Source organism: Paenibacillus sp. PastM-3 (assembly GCF_029893965.1).
Classification (GTDB): domain Bacteria; phylum Bacillota; class Bacilli; order Paenibacillales; family Paenibacillaceae; genus Paenibacillus_AQ.
The window spans coordinates 26,480-44,689 of sequence record NZ_JARXXP010000028.1; the positions used below are offsets into that span (position 1 = coordinate 26,480).

Annotated in this window: 12 protein-coding genes; 1 reads left to right on the plus strand and 11 read right to left on the minus strand. The window is 53.8% G+C overall.

What is annotated here, in order from left to right:
- Nucleotides 1-4 precede the first annotated feature (4 nt).
- From M2108_RS26360 to M2108_RS26380, 5 genes are all read right to left on the minus strand, one after another.
- A complete protein-coding gene (locus M2108_RS26360) occupies nt 5-1,480 on the minus strand; it encodes an NCS1 family nucleobase:cation symporter-1 (RefSeq protein ID WP_277472345.1) in 1,476 nt (491 codons plus the stop codon).
- 90 nt (nt 1,481-1,570) lie between these two features.
- Nucleotides 1,571-2,806, minus strand: coding sequence for a Zn-dependent hydrolase (locus M2108_RS26365; RefSeq protein ID WP_277472346.1), 1,236 nt, complete (start codon nt 2,804-2,806; stop codon nt 1,571-1,573).
- Nucleotides 2,807-2,872: 66 nt separating this feature from the next.
- Nucleotides 2,873-4,336: an NCS1 family nucleobase:cation symporter-1 gene (locus M2108_RS26370; protein WP_277472347.1), complete on the minus strand. Its 1,464-nt coding sequence runs from the start codon at nt 4,334-4,336 to the stop codon at nt 2,873-2,875.
- Nucleotides 4,337-4,364: 28 nt separating this feature from the next.
- Nucleotides 4,365-6,131 (minus strand): hydantoinase B/oxoprolinase family protein, encoded by a 1,767-nt coding sequence (locus tag M2108_RS26375; protein ID WP_277472348.1) that lies wholly within the window; start codon nt 6,129-6,131, stop codon nt 4,365-4,367.
- A 5-nt stretch (nt 6,132-6,136) separates the two neighbouring features.
- Complete coding sequence (locus M2108_RS26380) at nt 6,137-8,215, minus strand: hydantoinase/oxoprolinase family protein (protein ID WP_277472349.1); 2,079 nt, start codon at nt 8,213-8,215, stop codon at nt 6,137-6,139.
- Nucleotides 8,216-8,525: 310 nt separating this feature from the next.
- Between M2108_RS26380 and M2108_RS26385 the strand changes: the two genes are divergently transcribed.
- Nucleotides 8,526-10,442, plus strand: coding sequence for a GAF domain-containing protein (locus M2108_RS26385; RefSeq protein WP_277472350.1), 1,917 nt, complete (start codon nt 8,526-8,528; stop codon nt 10,440-10,442).
- A gap of 105 nt (nt 10,443-10,547) precedes the next feature.
- On the opposite strand, the gene M2108_RS26390 is transcribed toward M2108_RS26385, so the two are convergent.
- The 6 genes from M2108_RS26390 to M2108_RS26415 all read right to left on the minus strand — a co-directional run bounded on the left by M2108_RS26390 (nt 10,548) and on the right by M2108_RS26415 (nt 18,189).
- Nucleotides 10,548-11,423 (minus strand): radical SAM/SPASM domain-containing protein, encoded by an 876-nt coding sequence (locus M2108_RS26390; RefSeq protein WP_277472351.1) that lies wholly within the window; start codon nt 11,421-11,423, stop codon nt 10,548-10,550.
- A gap of 18 nt (nt 11,424-11,441) precedes the next feature.
- Nucleotides 11,442-12,428, minus strand: coding sequence for a Gfo/Idh/MocA family protein (locus tag M2108_RS26395; RefSeq protein ID WP_277472352.1), 987 nt, complete (start codon nt 12,426-12,428; stop codon nt 11,442-11,444).
- A 292-nt stretch (nt 12,429-12,720) separates the two neighbouring features.
- Nucleotides 12,721-14,109 (minus strand): threonine synthase, encoded by a 1,389-nt coding sequence (gene thrC / locus M2108_RS26400; RefSeq protein ID WP_277472353.1) that lies wholly within the window; start codon nt 14,107-14,109, stop codon nt 12,721-12,723.
- 127 nt (nt 14,110-14,236) lie between these two features.
- The gene (locus M2108_RS26405; protein ID WP_277472354.1) at nt 14,237-14,731 is read right to left on the minus strand and encodes a CYTH domain-containing protein; all 495 of its coding nucleotides are present in this window, start codon (nt 14,729-14,731) and stop codon (nt 14,237-14,239) included.
- Nucleotides 14,732-15,380: 649 nt separating this feature from the next.
- The gene (locus M2108_RS26410) at nt 15,381-17,102 is read right to left on the minus strand and encodes an adenine deaminase (RefSeq protein ID WP_277472355.1); all 1,722 of its coding nucleotides are present in this window, start codon (nt 17,100-17,102) and stop codon (nt 15,381-15,383) included.
- Nucleotides 17,103-17,124: 22 nt separating this feature from the next.
- Nucleotides 17,125-18,189, minus strand: a complete 1,065-nt coding sequence (locus M2108_RS26415; RefSeq protein WP_277472356.1) for an ABC transporter ATP-binding protein — start codon at nt 18,187-18,189, stop codon at nt 17,125-17,127.
- Nucleotides 18,190-18,210 lie beyond the last annotated feature (21 nt).

Sequence of the window (18,210 nt, forward strand, 5' to 3'; positions counted from 1 at the left end):
GCCATTACTCGTCCGCGGCGCGGATAAGGGGTGCCTGCTGCTGTGAAACCGGAGTGACGACGGATCGCATCAGGAGCGTGTAAGCCACAAAGCCGACCCCTACGCCGAGAAACCAGGAAAACGTATAAAGGGAATGAAGCGCGGGGATGACCAGCCCTATAAAAGAAGCGAACAATCCCAGGAACAAGGCGATGAAGGCCCGGGGGTTCCAGCCGCCCGAATAAGCATAAGCCCCGGTTTTGGTATAAAAGCTGTCGACGTCATACTCGCCTTTACGGACGAGATAAAAGTCGGCGATCATGATCCCGGCAACAGGCCCGAGTGCGCCGCCCACTGCCCCGAGCGCGCTGAAGATCGCGCCTGAATTCTCAATCCAGAGCCAGGGGACAAAAAACAATCCCAGAATCATGGAGATGATGCCCGCTCTGACAAAGTTTAATTTTCTGGGCATCAGATTAATCAGATCATATGCAGGGGATACAACATTGGCGGCGACGTTGACGGATAAGGTGGCAATCAGCAGGGAAAATGCGCCCAGAATCAGAACGATCGGATTATCGAACTGAATCAGCAGCTCCACCGGGTCCCAGATCGGCCTGCCGAAGGCGATCACGGTCCCGGAGGTGATCACGATGCTCATGATCGAGAAGATGATCGCCGTGCCGGGAAGCCCGACCGCCTGCCCGATGATCTGATCCTTTTGGGAGCGGGCAAAACGTGTGAAATCGGGGATGTTCAGAATAAGCGTGGCCCAAGTGCCGATGAGTCCTGTGACGGACAGGAAGAAGACGCTCCAGAATTTACCGCCCGTCAGAGTTGAAGGTTCCGAGAACAGCGGTCCAAGCCCGTTGGCCGTTGAGATGGCCCATACGACCAATCCCAGGCCTAGAACGATAACCAAGGGGCCTGCCCATAGCTCAAAGAATTTGATCCGGTTCATACCGTGCGACACTACGTAAACATGCAGGAACCAAAAGATAACGAAAGAAATCGCGTCATTCAGATTCATACCGATTACGCTGTAGGCCTCAAGGCCGTTCCAGCCGGGAATAAGCAGACCCAGGACAGCCCCGACCGCCTTGCAGCCAAGGTACGTTTGTACGCAGAACCAGAATATCCCGACAAACGCCCGGATAAGCACCGGAACATGAACGCCTTTATATCCGAAGATTGCCCGGATCAACACGGGAAAAGGCAGCCCGTATTTCGCTCCCGCTACACTGTTCAACCACATGGCGGCGATGAGAATCACATTGGCTACGAGTACTGTAGCCAGGGCCTGCCACACATTCATGCCCAGTCCCAGCAGGCTTCCTGCCGTTTCGTACGCCACAATGTTATGCACCATTCCCATCCATACCGTCGTGTAATTCAACCATGTCCAGTCCCGCTTCTCTTTTTTTACAGGGGCCAGATCTTCGTTGTAAAGATCCGGATCAAACGCATCGTTCTTCACGGAAAGCTCCAGCTGTTGGTTCATTCTCATTCCTCCTAAAATGCAATCAGAATTTTAGGACAACGTACCCCATAAACGATGCTGTTCAGAAGCTGTAGGACTGCGGGCGTTGTACTATTGCATGGCGTAATGAAGAGTCACACGGGAGAGCAGCTCCGTCCCGAGGGCAATGTCTGCGGTCTCGGCAAATTCCTCGGGATTGTGGCTGATGCCGTTCTTGCAGCGGACAAAGATCATGCCCATGTCCGAAATACTTGCTATGAGCTGGGCATCATGTCCGGCGCCGCTGACCAGCTCGGGACATTCCAGCTGCATAGCCTTGGACTGTTCCTTCATGACATCCACGATCGCCGGCGTACACTGAACGGGCTGTACATTCAAACGTTCGCGGAAGCTTACCTGCAGTCCCCGCTGCTCGCAGATACCGGCGGCACCCTCCTTCACCTGCCGGATCACCTCGTCTCTGCGGGCTTCATCGACATCGCGGATATCGACCGAGAAGACCACGCGGCCGGGAACGATATTCGAACCGCCCGGTTTGACCTCTACATGCCCAACTGTTCCAACAACCGGCTTCCCTTTATAGGAAAGACATACCCTTTCCACAAGCAGGGCGATTTCGCTGGCTCCCAGAAAGGCGTCCTGGCGCATTTCCATGGGCAGCGTGCCTGCATGACCGGCCTTTCCCTGAACGACGACCTCCATCCAGGAAGGTCCGGCGATGTCGGTCACAATGCCGACAGGCGCCTTCATTTTCTCCAGAACCGGTCCTTGCTCGATATGCATCTCCAGATAGACGCGAATATCGCTTTGGGCCCGAACCGCTTCCGCCTTGATCTTCCCGGGGTCGAGACCCATCCGGGCCAGGGCTTCGGAACGGGTGATTCCCTGTTTGTCCTTTAACCCGAGTTCCTCTTCTGTGGTCGCCCCGATCATGGCCCTGCTTCCGAAGAGCCCGCTCTGGAAACGGGAACCCTCTTCTTCACAGAAGGCGATGACCTCAATCGGGCGCATCGTCAGGATTCCTTCTTCTTTTAGATGCTGCACTACTTCGATTCCCCCGAGCACGCCGATGGTACCATCATATTTCCCGCCATTGACCACGGAATCGATATGGGACCCGATGACCACCGGATGCGCCGTCTTGTCCATCCCCTCAACACGGCCGATCAAATTCCCGGCCGGATCAAGATGCACGGTCATTCCGGCCTGCTCCATCCAGGCCGATACGACAGCCTGGGCCTGCCGGTCTTCCTCGGACAAGGCGATGCGCGTAACCCCTCCGTCCAGCGTGCGGCCGATATTTCCGAGTGTTTCAATACGCTCTGCCAAACGCTCAGCATTAATCATATTTCAGTTCTCCTTGTTCTCTCTGTGTAGTCTTTCATTACTTCGATCCGCCGCCGCGATGCAGTTTCAGGGAGTATTCACACCCCCGCCGATACTGTTTTTCATCGAACGGTTCAGGCTGGCGCGCATCAAAAAGGTATAGGCCAGTCCGCCAACCACAATACCGACAAACCAGTTGTAGGTGTAGACAGCCGCTAGAGCGGGAACGAACAGCCCGATGAGTGCGGCAACAACACCGATTCCGAGCGCTATGAACGCCTGCGGATTCCATCCGTTTGCATAGCGGAACTCCCCTTCTTTGCTGAAGAAACTGTCCACGTTGTACTGTCTGCCGCGAACCCAATAATAATCGGTGATCATAATGCCGGCGACCGGCCCGAGCGTTCCGCCGATAGCACCCAAAATCATGTAAATGGTACCCGCATTGTCAAACCATAGCCATGGCGCGAAGAATAATCCGATAATGATCGAAATCATGCCTGCTTGCACAAAATTCAATTTGGACGGGAGCAGATTGACCAAATCGTAGGCCGGCGAAACGACATTCGCGACAATGTTCACGGAAAGCGTTGCGACAAGGAGTGAAAAGGCACCCAGCAAAATGACGAACGGATTCTTAAACTGCAGCAGAATCTCCACCGGATTCGTGATCGGTTTGCCGAACGCAACGATGGTTCCCGCCGTAATCAGAATGCTCATGAAAGCAAACACCGTCATCATAACCGGCAGCCCGATCGCCTGCCCCAGCACTTGATCCTTTTGGCTGCGTGAATATCTTGTCAAATCGGGAATGTTCAGCACCAGCGTTGCAAGTACACCGATCAGACCGGTAACCGATAGAAAAAAGCTGTTCCAGAAGGGGCCGCCGGACAATGTTCCTTGAATGGCGAACAGCGGCCCAACGCCATGTGCCACCTTGATGGCCCAGCCGACCAGCCCGAAGCCGAGCACAATGACGAGCGGTCCGGCCCACATTTCAAAGTGCCGCACCCGCTCCATCCCATGGGAAATGACCCAGGCATGCAGCAGCCAGAACACCGCGAAGCCGATCCAATCCTGCAGACCCATACCGAGAAACATGATGTCTCCCAAGGAAGCCCAGCCGGGGTAAAGCACCGTTATGATCGCGCCTACCGCCTTACTGCCGGCGTAAGCCTGGGCCGCAAACCAGAATATTCCGATAAATGCCCGGATCATCACCGGTATATGCGCCCCGCGGTATCCGAATGAGGCGCGGATCAAGACCGGGAAGGGCAAACCGTACTTGGTGCCTGCGACACTGTTCAGCCAGACTACCGCGATCAGCACGACATTGGAGAGAATGACGGCGCCCAGCGCCTGCCACACGCTCATGCCGATGCTGAGCAAACTTGCCGCAAGTTCATAAGACACAATATTATGAACCATACCCATCCATATCGTGGAATAGTTGATCCAATCCCAGGTTCGTTTCTCCTTCGGAACCGGAGCCAGATCCTCGTTATATAACGAAGGATCCGGCTGGGAAACCCGCACAGCTGCCGAATCCATAGCCTTCACCTCTCCTTTAACTCAATGATCAGGAACGAAGTCGTCCTGTCGCTTCCCAATCGATTTCCCGCCCCGAGATCACAACTCCATAATCCCGTTCGGCGCTTTCAAGTGAAATATATCCGTCGAGCACATCCGACAAGACCGCTGCGGAATCGCGTTCCAGCGGGTTGCCGTAACCGCCGCCTCCGGGACCGATCAGCATCAGCGAGTCGCCTTTTTGCGCACGGTGGTGCGGAATTTTCGAAGGGAGCGGTGTTTCCTCCCCGCCGGGCGAACGCAGGATCAGCTGGCATGCTGTGCCATCGTTGCCGCCGGAGAATCCCCACGGTTTGTACTTCTGGCCGTCCCCCTCAACCGAAAATCCCCCGTTCGCAAGAAACATAACTTCCCGGACGGACCCGATGCCGCCGCGGAATTTGCCCGCTGCTGCGGAATGGTCGAACAGCTCGTAGCGCGTCACGCGCAGCGGGTAATGGGATTCAATATCTTCGATCGGATTATTGCGGGTATTGGCATACAGTGTATCCACGGCGTCCATGCCATCTTTTTCATACCGTCCGCCGTAGCTGCCTTCCATGATGTCCATGTACACCCAGTACTGTTCTTCCTTCAGTCCGCTGTAGGCCACAACATTCAGGTTGCCGATTCCGGCGCTGATCTTCTCCGGCACGATTTGCCCGAGAGCATGCATGAGTGTATCGGCCACCATGTTGCCGGGACAGAAACGGGCGATCGTCGGTGCCGGGAACGAGGGGTTCACCAGCGTACCCTTCGGCGCAATGATCTGTATCGGTCTCATTAATCCCGAGTTTTGCGGAATATGCCCGAACAGATCGGAGTCAAGCAGTACCGAACGCAGTGTAAAATAGACAGCGATATCCACAGTGCCTTCCAGAGGCATATTGATCGGTCTGTCGGACACTTGAGGCGAGGTTCCCGTTAAATCAACGATGACATCGCTGCCTTTAACCGTAAGCGCCACGCATAATTTCAGGTCCTTCTTCTCGGGATCGGGACTGTCCAGAAATCCGTCAATATAACCTTCTGCCTTGTAGGTGCCATCCGGAAGCTTGGCGATTTCATTGCGCATCATCCGCTCGGAATAAGCCATCAGATCTTCGCTGGCCGCCAGAACGGTGTCCAGTCCGTAACGTTCCACGATTTCCAGGTAACGCTCCGCTCCAATCCGGCAGGTCGCGATTTGGGCTTCCATATCGCCGACAACCATATCCGCGGCGCGCACATTATCTTTGAGCATCTGCCAGATCATTTCATTGCGCACACCCTGGTCGTATACCTTGACCGCTTTGAACTGCAGTCCTTCCGCATACGCATCCACGGCATCAACGATTCCGCACGAACCGGGCGTCAACGCTCCAAGATCCAGATGATGCGCCGTGGAACAGGAGAATCCGATCAGTTGATCTTCGTAATAGACGGGGACAAAAAAACCTACGTCCGGCTGATGCGATGCACCATAATAGGGCGAGTTATGCATAATGACGTCGCCGGGACGGAACACATCCCCCCGCTGTTCCATTAATTTCTTGATCCCCCGCATATAGCCAGGGATGGGACCGGACTGCAGCGGCGTGCTGGTCGTTGACTCGCAGAGCTGCTGCCCTTCCGCATCGAGCAGCGCGCAGCCGAAATCCTCCGACTCGCGGATGATGCTGGAATAAGACATGCGGGCCAGCTTATAGCCCATTTCAATTGCAACATTCTCGAGTGCTCCCCGCAGAACCTGTGAGGTAATCGGGTCGATCGCTTGACGGTTTTCCAATTTCTCCATTCTATTTACACCTCCGTTTTGATGATCATATTTCCGGTTGCTTCCTGGACGATGGTGCAGTCCGGCGGGATGATGGTGGTCGTATCTTTTTGCAGCACGACGCACGGGCCGTAGAATACAGTGTCTACCGGAAGCAGATCCCGGCTGTAGAAATTCGTATCCACCTCTTGCAGTTTTCCATTGACGCGGAACATGGATTTCTCCGTTTTCACCAAAGCTTTACTCAGTGAACTTCCTTGTCCGGCCAGCGGACGGCCGATTTTCGGCATGGCTCCAATTCCCGTCAGCCGCAGGTTCACGATTTCAATCGGGCTGCCCTCAAAGGAATGCCCATACTCTCTTTCGTGAAACAGATGAAAGCTACTCCATACATTTTCAATATTATCTGCACTTAACGGCTCATCGGGCAACATGACGCGCAGCTCGTATCCTTGACCGATATAGCGGCAGTCAAAATATCCGTGAACTTTAACATTCTCATCTGTAAATCCGGCCTGCTCAAGCTGTCCCCGGATTTGACCTTCCAGCTTCGCAATAATCGCGTTGACCCGTTCGAGGTCCATCGTCGTGCTCTGCAGGAACAAAGTCTGAGTCGCATCATATTTGAGATCCGTAGTCAGCAGGCCGGTGGCTGAAGTAATCCCCGGATGCGGCGGAATAATGACCTCCGGCACACCCAGGATTTTGGCCACCTCGACGGCGTGCATCGGACCGGCTCCACCCAGAGCCAGCAGGCTGAACCCGCGGGGATCATAGCCTTTTTGCACAGTCTTGGCGCGGATCGCATTGGCCATGTTGTTGTTGACAATGGTCAGCAGTCCCTCAGCCGTCTCCTCCATCCCCAGTCCCAGCTGTGCGGCCAGGTCGCTTAAGGCGCGCACGGCGTTGTCCGGATAGATTTGCATCTCGCCGCCGAGGAAATTGTCCGGGTCCAGATGGCCCAGCGCGACATGCGCATCCGTTACCGTCGGCTTTTGTCCGCCGCGTCCATAGGAGGCCGGACCCGGATAGGAGCCTGCGCTGCGCGGACCGACCTGGAAGGCGCCGCCCGAGTCAACAAGGGCGATGCTTCCGCCGCCGGCACCGATCGTATGAATATCAATCATCGGAATTTGCACCGGAAATCCGGCAATCCAGGTGTCCCGCGCTGAGGATTCTCCGAATCCGTGCTCGGTAATGATAGCGATGTCGGCGCTCGTCCCGCCGACGTCGAATGTAATTAATTTGTCCCGTCCCGACAAATTGCCGGCCCACTGGCCGCCCAGAACACCCGCAGCCGGACCCGACAACAGGGTCAGCACCGGTTTTTCCGACATGGTGCGCGCTGTGGCGACGCCGCCGCTGGAAGACATAATATGCAGATCGCAGGTAATGCCCGCTTCCTTGAGCCGCTGCTCCAGCCGATCGACGTAATTCTGTACTTTGGGCCCGACAAAACCGTTTAGGGCCGCAGTCGTAAACCGTTCGAATTCACGGAACTGTGGGGAAATCCCTGAAGATGTGGTTATGTACATATCCGGATCTTCTTCACGGATAATTTCCGCCACGCGGTCCTCATGCTCCGAGTTCAGGTAAGAGAATAACAATCCGACAACCACTGATTCGATGCCGTCTGCCTTGAATTGTCTGACAATTTCCCGGACCCGCTGTTCATCCAGCGCGGTTTCCACCTCGGCCTGGCCGGCAACCGGCACAAGCCGTTCCTTTACCGCCATCCGGTTTCTGCGCTCGATCAGCGGCCGGTCCTGCCACGGAATCTCTTGGGCGATCGAATAATTCTGCGGACGCTGATGCCTTCCGATATGGAGAATATCCCGGTATCCTTCCGTAGTAATCATGCCCGTTTTGGCACCGTCATGCTCCAAAATGGAATTTGTCGCAATGGTCGTTCCGTGGAACACATGGTCCAATGAACTCAAGGGGATTCCGTTGCGCTCACAAATGGCTTTCACCCCGGATATCATCCCGATGGAAGGATCCTCTTTAGTGGTCGGTACTTTATGAATGTGAGAGGTTCCTTCATCCGTATCCGTGAAAATAATATCGGTAAACGTTCCTCCGACATCGATCCCGATCAATTTCATTCTGTACTCCTCCTTCTGCAAATTCATAAATAAGCAACATGTTATCTAACATTACATAAATGAAGCTTAATCAAGACTGTAGAAGGATTATATTACACAAAATCGCCAGAATGTTCGGTATATCCCAAAAAACACAGCTCATTTTTCGGTTAAAAACCGAATGCCTACTGGTTTCAGGTGAATTATTCTGTTATTATGTAAGGAAACCGAACATATTGATCCCGCCGACCAATGCTGCTTCTATATCGGCATCCTCTATTCCGGGTTGAGTCTCCCTCCTTGTCAAACGAAAGAAAGCTGGTGAACCGTAATGCTTGAATCTACCGAGGAAAGTTCCGTCTCCGAACTGCAGCGGCGTTTGACGCAAAATGAGCTGTTGATTGATGCCGCCCAGTACCTGACTTCCAGTCTGACCCTGGATGATGTCATCACCCGTATTCTGGACCGGGCCCTGAACGTCATCGAAGCGGCGGATGCCGGCGTATTATTCATCTACGACAAACAGCTGGACCGCTTGAAGCCGATGGCCTGTTCCGGGTTTGTCTGGGACAAGATGAAAAACGTCATTTTACAGCCCGGCGAATCGATGACCGGAATAACGCTCAAGAGCCGAACCCCGCAAATTTTCCACAATTTCGAAACCGTGCGCCGAAATACGGATTTGATGTCTCCGTCCAACAAAATTTCTTACGAGGAGTCCTTGCAGCCGATTATTCAATCCGCTGGCGAACAATTCAAAATTCAAAGCGTGATGTGCGCTCCGCTGCTCATCAGGGGAGAATGCATTGGCGTCATGACGATTGATAATTTTACGCGCGGTTCGTTCACCGATAACGACCTGAGCCTCCTGATCACGCTGTCCAATCTGGCTGCCATCGCCCTGGAGAACGCCCGGCTGTATGAAGAGGAAAAAAGTAAAAAGGAAAAGCTTGAGGAATTGAACGGGGTCATTCAATTTCAAAACCGCCAGCTGAACCGGATTAACATGACTCATGAACGCTTGATGAATCTCATCCTCAGCGGAAAGTCGACCCCCGATTTCGGAACAGCCGTTTACAACATGCTTGAAAGGCCGGTCATTCTTTATGACAGCTTGTTGAATGTGCTGACAGACCATCCGCAGGCCCATTTCGGATTCGATATCGATACGCCGCCGTTTATTGAGGAATTTCAGCAGGTTTTGAAGACGTGGGAGCCCTGCCGCGTGCAGCCGGACAAATCCGGCGTCTCGGCCCCATTCATGCTGTTTCCCATCCTGACCTCGAATGCGATCTTTGGAGTCCTGGCTGTTTCGGAATCCGGCTCCCTGCTCAGCGAGCAGGATATTGTTCTTGCGGAGCAGTGCTGCCTTGTCCTTGCGATGGAACTGATGAAACGGGAAGCCGTTTACGAAACCGAGCAGCGTGTCAAAGGCGAATTCCTGGATGAGCTGATGTCGGAGAAGAACGCGGGGACCTTGCGGGAACGCGCCAAAACCTTGGGGCTGAACGCGGACGACTCTTTTGTATTCATGATCGCCGATGTGGATTTTTCAGCATCCAGCCTGCAGGGAGACCAGTTGAAAACCGCTCAGCGGCATGTCCAAAACACGATTGAAACCGAACTGATGAACATCAATCCGTATAGTCTGGCTATCTGCAAACTGAATGCCTTTGTTATTATTTTGGCTTTGCCCAAGGAGATCGATCACGGAGCGGCTTTAAAAAGAAGCAGGAGCACCGCGGCGCAAATCCACCAAAGACTGCTGAAGCTGCACCAGGGAATCCGCTGCTCCATCGGGATTGGGCGGGTCTGCCGCCACTTCGAGGGTTTTATGCAGTCGTATCAGGATGCCAAACAAAGCGTGGCTTACAGCAAACGCAAGAAAGAGATCAATATCATTAAAGATTACGTCGAAATGGGCGCCGCCCAATTTATCCTGGATCAACCGCAAGCTCATCTGCTGGAATTTGTATACGGCCTTCTGCAGCCGCTGCTGGACTACCCCTCACCCAAACGGGCTGAATTGCTGAAAGCTCTGGATGCGTATATCCTGTGCGGCAAACGCCATAAGGAGGCCTCCCATCTGCTGGATATTCATCCCAACACATTCGCCTACCGCATGAAACGCATCGAGGAAATACTGGACCTGCAGCTTGATCAGTATTCCGTTTTCTTTGATCTCCAGTTTGCCTGGCAGGTGCTCGATATGTTTGACCTGAAAAACCAGCTGCTGGAGAGAACATGACCCCCAAGGTATGCAAAAAAGAACCGGGATCTGGCGATCACGGCCTCCGCTTACCTTAAAGGCAATGATCCATTCCCGGTTCTGTTTGTGTCATGCAAAATAATATTAAGTCCCGAACCGCTGTCTGTATCCGCACTTGCGGCACAATTCCTCCACGGCCTCCCTGCGGGAGAAGCCGTAGAACAGATTGTTCGCCCGCTCACCCTCGACAATCTCGGAGAACGGCTTCTCATGCAGATTGCCGAGGTTGATGACGCCCTCGCCGTCCAGACAGCACGGGACCACCGTGCCGTCGACCAATACCGCTGCCTGGCTGCGCAGCGCATGGCAGAAGCCTTTGCCGTCATCCTCCGGCTCATGCAGGGCCGGCCATCTGAACTCGTGGTCCTGGTTCAGATAGACGCGCGGCGCAATCTTGACGCCGCTGCCGGGAACCACCTTCTCTTCAATCCGGTAATCCAGATTGAAGGCCTCCTCCAGCACCGCCAGCGTCTCGCGGTTGCGCATCCGCGTCACGTTCGTCTGGTTATCCTCCGTCAGATTCCACAGCCGGAAGGAGATGATCACGCCTTGCGTCGAGGCTTCGCGGACAAACGAGATAATCTCCCGCAGATAGCCCTCGCGGTTCTCGGAGCCCTCATGGCCGTCAAAGCTGTGCAGCGAGAAATTCATCTGGCGCAGCGCCGGCTTGCCGAGAATCTTCGGGCCTGCCTTGTGAATCAGCGTCCCGTTCGTTGTGATGTTGACCTTGAAGCCTTTGGCATGGGCCGCATCCAGCAGCTCGCCGATCTTCGGATGCAGCAGCGGCTCCCCCTTAACATGAAGATAGATATGATTGCTGTGCGGCTTGATCTCATCCAGGATTTTGTTGAAGGTGTCCAGCTTCATAAAGTTTTTCGTCCGCTCCGTCGGCGGGCAAAAGCTGCAGGCCAGGTTGCAGACGCTTGTAATCTCGATGTATACCTTTTTAAATGTCTTCAAGTGCTGCTCCCCATTTCACTATAGATCCGATGCATAGCGGAGGCCGATCTGTCGTCTGGCTTCCTCCATAATTTCCGCTACCGCCAGTGAATTTCCGTGGCTGTTGATGCTGCTCTCGCGCTGGCCGTTTTTCAGCAGCTCAATGAATTCATGCGCCTCATAATACATCGCTTCGTACACCTGAGGCACAGTAAGCTCCTCTACCGTTCCGTCGCGGTAATGAATTTTGACCTGATACGGCTGGTTGATCTTATCAATGACCATGGTTCCATTCTCCCCCTGAATTTCAGCAGGCAGATAGGAGTCGGTAATTTTGGAGTGCATGATTACGCCATCCATATCAGGATAGCTCATAACCATGCTGCCTTCGCCGTCCACACCGGAGGACAGCATATGCCCTGCCGCCTTCACCGCATCCGGCTTGCCGAACAGTGCCACCATCGGATACAGGCAGTAAATCCCCAGATCCATCAGCGAGCCGTTGGAATATTCCGGGTTAAAGGCATTCAGTACAGTCCCCTGGCGGTAAGCATCATATCTGGATGAGTATTGACAATAGCTCGCGAAATAACGCCGTACTGTACCCAGCTTATACAGATTGTCTTTGATTACGCTGAAGTTCGGCATCATCGTCGATTTCATCGCTTCCATCAGCAGCACATCATTCGCACGGGCCGCCTCAATCATAAGCTTCAGCTCTTGGCTGTTGGAAGCGGCCGGCTTCTCACAGAGAACATGCTTGCCGTGATTCATGCAGATGATCGCCTGCTCGGCGTGCATGGAGTTAGGACTGGCTATGTACACAGCGTCCACTTCCGGGCTGGACACCATTTCGTCCAGATTCGTATAAATCGCAGCCCCCGCATATTTAGCGGCAAAAGCCTGGCCCTTTTCCTCTGTACGGGAATACACCGCAGTCAGAATAAAATCCTCATTTTCCAGTCCAGCCTGAATGAAACGGTCTGTAATCCAGTTGGTGCCAACGACCCCGAAACGAATTGTCATGAGTGATCCCGTCCTTTTGTCTTATTAATCTATAACTGCTATTTTCTCATTCCATGTCAGGGATGTCCACTTTTTGAAGGGTAATTTCCGACAATTTCCGCTAGATTTCTTATGTGAAAAAATGCACCTGGCAAACTGCCGCATTCCGCCCGGTAAATGGCCGCCAAAAAGCAGCTGTCAGCAGAATGCCCGGCATTTCCCACCGCTATTCAGCAGTGCCTGCGGGTACCCCGGACAACAAAAAAAGCCCGCTCATTTTCAAGAACGGGCCTTTCGTATGCTTATTTTCTTTTTATCCGAAAAAATCCTGCAGCTCACGCACAATCTCCGCCTTATCATGCTCCACAACCGTCATATGCTGCGGCATATTGAACAATGCAGAAATCTGTACCGGGAACTCCTGCTTAATGCCTGTCAGCGCAATCGCCTCGTCGAATTTGGCAGGATGTGCAGTAGCGAACGTAACAGTAGTTTCATCCGGTCCGCTGAACGCCTCATAGGCGGCAATCCCGCAGGCCGTATGCGGATCAAGCAGGTAGCTGTACTCCTGCTTATATTTGGTGATGATGTCCAGACACTGCTGATTCTTCGCCCCAAGCGCCGCGAAATCTGCCTGGACCCGAGTGAACAGCTCACCGTCCACTGTAATTTTACCGTCCGCTGCAAGCCCTGCCATATACTCCGACAGCTTGGCCGCATCCTCATCCAGCAGATAATACAAATACCGCTCAAAATTGCTCGCCACCTGAATATCCATCGAAGGGCTGTAGGTGCTTGTAAATTCGCCTGGTTTGTATTCGCCGGTCAGGACGAAACGTTCAAGAATGTTGTTTTCGTTGGTGGCGATGATCAGCTTATTGACCGGCAGGCCCATCTTTTTGGCCAGGAAGCCGGAGAAAATGTTGCCGAAGTTGCCCGAAGGCACGCTGATATTGATCTTCTTGTCACCGCTGTTCTCAATCTGCAGGTAAGCATAGAAGTAATAAACCGTCTGGGCCAGAATACGCACGAAGTTAATGGAGTTAATCGCCCGCAGATGGTATTTCCCTTTGAAATCCAGATCGGCGAACAGCTCTTTAATCACCTTCTGGCAGTCGTCAAAGTTCCCTTCCACAGACAAATTGAGCACGTTGCTGTCGTCCACAGTGGTCATCTGCAGCTCCTGTACCTTGCTCACTTTGTTATGCGGATGCAGAATACAGATTTTGATGCCTTCTTTGCCGCGTACGCCCTGAATGGCCGCCGCACCGGTATCCCCCGAGGTTGCCCCGAGAATATGGATAATTTCACCGCGCACTTTGGCAATATAGGAATACAGCTCACCCATGAACTGCAGCGCCACATCCTTGAACGCAAACGTCGGCCCGTGGAACAGCTCCAGCACGTACAGGGAATCATTCACTTTATGAAGAGGTGTCACTTCCGGCGCGCGGAAATTGCCATAGCTGGTATAAACCATTTCTTTGAGATCGTTATAAGGAATTTCATCATTGGTATAGTATGAGAAAATCTCCAGGAACAGCTCCTGGAAGCTGAGCTTGCGCCATTCCTCCAGCTTATCCGCAGAAATAACCGGAATCTTGATTGGCACCATCAGCCCGCCGTCATCCGCCAGTCCCATCAGAACTGTATCAATAAAGCCTCTAGCTTGCACTTTTCCTCTTGTGCTTATATACTCCATACCTGTCTCATCCTCCTGGACCCCTCTTTATTCACTCTATACAGAACTTCCCTATATATTAACACGTTTAAGCGTTAAAGTCCGTTACTTCTGTGTCAACTTTGGCGAAAAAATACAGATGACCGCCTTACCTCTTCTGCAGCTCTTTCCAGACGGTTTTGTTGCTGTATTTTGTCTCTGTGCTTACGTCTTCTCCGAACCATTCAGGGGCGTTAAAGCTCTCTGCTTCCTCCAGTGAATCGAACTCCACCTCAATTACTGTGAGCTGAAGCTGGGTGTAGACGTCGATCTCTACGGTGATGCCGTTCCATACCGCTGTTGTGCGTGTTTTGACCAGGGGAATGGCCTTGACGGCATCGATCATCTGATTATACAGGCCTTCCGAGATGTCATATTCAATCTCCTTGCGGCTGATCCCCTTGCCGTCCTTGAACGTATGCGTAAACGCAACCTCGCCCGAATCAAGATCGGTAATTTTGCGGACCCGCAGCTCCTGCCCGTCCTCAATCGCCAGATATGTCTGGTCAATGCTGTGCCGTGTAATTACTTTGAGCTCTCCGCCCTCAATCAGCTGCTCCGGATATTCCGGCAGCAGGAATTTGAGTTCAATCTCCATAGCCATGCTGTCTCTCTCCCTCTATACGCTGTACGGTATGCGCTCTGCGATGTTTTATATTATTTATCATCATAGGGGCAGGTCATACGTTAGTCAATCGGTGAGGGAGGAAAGTTGCGGGGGGGTAGTTCTCTCTTCGCCAGTTATCTACTCCCTCGTCGCTGCTCTTCATTTAACTTATATCTCTAAGTTACATCTAACTAGGTGGATTTTCGCCACTTAATCCGGTCTTTTTTCACCATTGCAGATAAATAGGTGGAAAAAGGCCATCTATTTTTGACCGCAAACCCCTTTTGACACGGAAACTGTGGAATTAAGTGGTGTTTTTCCATTTAGCATCCTCATATTCGGTAGTTAGACCATAAATAAGTGTCGAATTTCCACTTAGCTCGGTTAGCGCTCTCTTGTAGATCCAACTCTTAACCACACACTCAGGATAACTGCACTTTGTACAACTAAAAGGGTAATTTTCAGCATTATTCTCAGAATAACTGCGCTCTGTGCAACTAAACCGGTCTCTTATTGCAAAAAGGGGCATCCCGTCTGGGACGCCCCTCCTATATCACTACCTAACCCAACGGCAGCGCCTCTTCCACATGCTCACCCAGCGGAGCGGCAGCGCCTCTCATGCTTCACACGGCGGAACGCCAACAGCTCACGCTTCCCCCAGCGGGAACAGCAGCGGCACTACCTTGCCCGCCACAACATCGATCAGGCCGTAGTCCGTAATCTTCAGCGCCGGGCTTACCGGCAGTGAATGCGTGCTGATCGACATGATCGGGTTGTAGTGGTTGTAGCCCAGCGACTCCATCGCTGTGCGCAGCCCCAGCACGCGCTCCGCTGTCTCGGCGAGCGGCGCCTCGGTCAGGATGCCGCCGACCGGCAGCGCCAGCAGGGCCAGCACTACGCCGTCGCAGACGACGCAGAAGCCGCCCTGCTCGGCAATAACCGTATTGGCGGCGAGCGCCATATCCTCGGCGTTGTGACCGACGACGAGCAGGTTGTGGTTGTCGTGCGAATACGTGGTCGCAATCGCACCGCGCTTGATCGTGTCGCCGCCGATCAGGCCGTAGGCGCGGCCGCCGGTTTTGCCGTACCGCTCAAAGGTGGCGATCAGGCCGCAGCCGGTGTCCTGCCACTGCAGCAGGCCGTCCTTCACTTCGGCCTCCACATGCTTCTCTTCGGTAAACGTGGACACGTTGTTGACCGTCATTACACGGGCGCCGTAGCGGCCGTCAGGCAGCTCCGGGCGCACAGCGAAGTCCGCGGCGCTAAGCGGCGCAAGCTGCACGCTCCGGTAGAAATGCGCCGGGAAGCGCGGCGCAGGCGCAGGCTGTGCCTGCGGCCGGCTGCGGTCCCACACCTGCGCGCCACGCTTGTACACCGCCTCAATCGTGAAGCTGCTGAGGTCAGACAGCAGCAGGTAGTCGGCGGTTTTGTTCGGCGCGATCACGCCGCGGTCGTCCAGCTTCATCCGCCGGGCCGGCGTGTAGGTGGCCGCATAGACAGCGGCCTCCGGTGCCATGCCCATGGCGATGGCCTTGCGGACGAGATGATCCAGATGGCCGGTCGTCGCCAGCGAGTCGGTCATCACATCATCGGTCACGAAGCAGAAATGCTCGCTGACCGGATGCTGGATCAGATAGTCGACGACCTCCGGGGTCATCGACTTCTCCTGGATCTCGATGAACATCCCGGCGGCAATCCGCGCGGTCAGGCCTTCAATGCTCTGATGAGTATGATCGGAATCGATCCCGGCAAAGATCAGCTGATGCAGATCGAGGTCGAGCAGCTTCGGCGTATGCCCTTCGATAACCAGACCGGGATACTTGCTGCGGACGTGCTGGAGAATCCGGTTGCTTTTACAATCGGGATCACGGATCACATCGACGAAATTCATCACCTCGCCCAGGCAGATCATCTGCTCCGTCGCCATCAGCTCATCGATATCGGCAATTTCAATCGAGCCGCCCGTTGTTTCCAGCGGAGTAGCCGGCACGGAGCTTGGAATCGCATAGAACATATCTACCAGGCAGTCCTTGCTGGCCCGGATCATCTCATGCACACCTTCAACACCGAACACATTGGCCATCTCATGCGGCTCGGGAACAATCGTCGTCACCCCATGCTGCAGAATACCGTAGGAGAACGTCTCCGGTGTGATCATCGTGCTCTCAATATGCAGGTGGATATCAATCAGCCCGGGCACCAGATACTGCCCATTGGCATCAATCGTCTCTGCAGTCTCGAACGTTTCCGCACCAAGCTGGCCGACATAGAGAAAACGCCCGTCTTTTACAGCAACATTCGCCGTCTCGAACCGTTTATAGTAACTGTTGTACACTTTAGCGTTCAGTATAAGTTGATCTGTAATCATCATGTCTGCTCCTTATGAAGCGCTACTGCACCAGCACCAGCTTCTCTTTTGGAAAATAAACCGTAACCCGCTGTCCCTGCACGAATGGCTGCTCCATCTCCTGATTCACCGTGAACACACCCAGCTCCGTCTCCACCTGATACTGGTAGCTACGGCCCAGATACGTGCTGATCTGCACCGTTCCCGGCAAAATGTTACTGGCCTTGCCCGGCTCCGGATTAGCTGCAAACAGCTGCAAATCGTCAGGACGGATCGCTCCGAGCAATCCTGTGTTACCGAGTCCCTCCGGCCGTTTGGCCGCCTGGAACTTCAGCGCCCCTCTGCTAAGCTCAATATCTGAACCCGTATCATTCCGTCCGTCAAAAGCGATAAAGTTCCCGAACCCGATAAACCGGGCCACGAACTCGCTGGCCGGGTATTTGAAGATGGCCGACGGCTTGTCGAGCTGCTCGATTTTGCCATTGTTCATAACCGCCACCTGATCGGAAATCGAGAAGCATTCCTCCTGGTCATGGGAGACATATACGGTCGTGATGCCCAGCTCCTGCTGGATGCGGCGTATCTCTACACGCATGTTCACCCGCAGGTTAGCGTCGAGGTTACTAAGCGGTTCGTCGAACAGCAGCAGATCCGGCTCAATGACGAGCGCCCGGGCAATCGCTACCCGCTGGCGCTGTCCGCCGGACAGGGCTGCCGGAAGTCTTTTCTCAAAGCCGCCCAGACTGACAATCTCCAGCATCCGGGTTACCCGCTTCTTCACTTCCGCTTCCTTCAGCTTGCGCAGCCGCAGGCCGAACGCCACATTATCAAACACCGACAGATGCGGGAACAGCGCATAGCTCTGGAACACGAAGCCGAAATTACGCTTTTCGACCGGAACCTTGGTATAGTCCTTGCCGCCGAACATAAAAGCTCCCGCTTCCGCATTCAGAAACCCGGCGATCAGGCGCAGGGTCGTTGTTTTGCCGCAGCCGCTGGGGCCGAGCAGGGAAAGCAGCTGCCCTTTTGCCAGCGACAGATTGAAATCCTCCAGTATCAGACGGTTGTCATAAGCAACCGATACCTGCTCAAGACTTAAAAGTGACATTGCGTTATGCCTCCGTTATCC

Excerpts from the sequence above, each read along its gene's own strand:
- M2108_RS26365 (WP_277472346.1), bottom strand. The coding sequence starts at position 2,806 with ATGATTAATGCTGAGCGTTTGGCAGAGCGTATTGAAACACTCGGAAAT.
- M2108_RS26360 (WP_277472345.1), bottom strand. The coding sequence starts at position 1,480 with ATGAACCAACAGCTGGAGCTTTCCGTGAAGAACGATGCGTTTGATCCG.
- thrC (WP_277472353.1), bottom strand. The coding sequence starts at position 14,109 with ATGGAGTATATAAGCACAAGAGGAAAAGTGCAAGCTAGAGGCTTTATT.
- M2108_RS26415 (WP_277472356.1), bottom strand. The coding sequence starts at position 18,189 with ATGTCACTTTTAAGTCTTGAGCAGGTATCGGTTGCTTATGACAACCGT.
- M2108_RS26380 (WP_277472349.1), bottom strand. The coding sequence starts at position 8,215 with ATGAAATTGATCGGGATCGATGTCGGAGGAACGTTTACCGATATTATT.
- M2108_RS26395 (WP_277472352.1), bottom strand. The coding sequence starts at position 12,428 with ATGACAATTCGTTTCGGGGTCGTTGGCACCAACTGGATTACAGACCGT.
- M2108_RS26405 (WP_277472354.1), bottom strand. The coding sequence starts at position 14,731 with ATGGCTATGGAGATTGAACTCAAATTCCTGCTGCCGGAATATCCGGAG.
- M2108_RS26410 (WP_277472355.1), bottom strand. The coding sequence starts at position 17,102 with ATGATTACAGATCAACTTATACTGAACGCTAAAGTGTACAACAGTTAC.
- M2108_RS26370 (WP_277472347.1), bottom strand. The coding sequence starts at position 4,336 with ATGGATTCGGCAGCTGTGCGGGTTTCCCAGCCGGATCCTTCGTTATAT.
- M2108_RS26385 (WP_277472350.1), top strand. The coding sequence starts at position 8,526 with ATGCTTGAATCTACCGAGGAAAGTTCCGTCTCCGAACTGCAGCGGCGT.
- M2108_RS26375 (WP_277472348.1), bottom strand. The coding sequence starts at position 6,131 with ATGGAGAAATTGGAAAACCGTCAAGCGATCGACCCGATTACCTCACAG.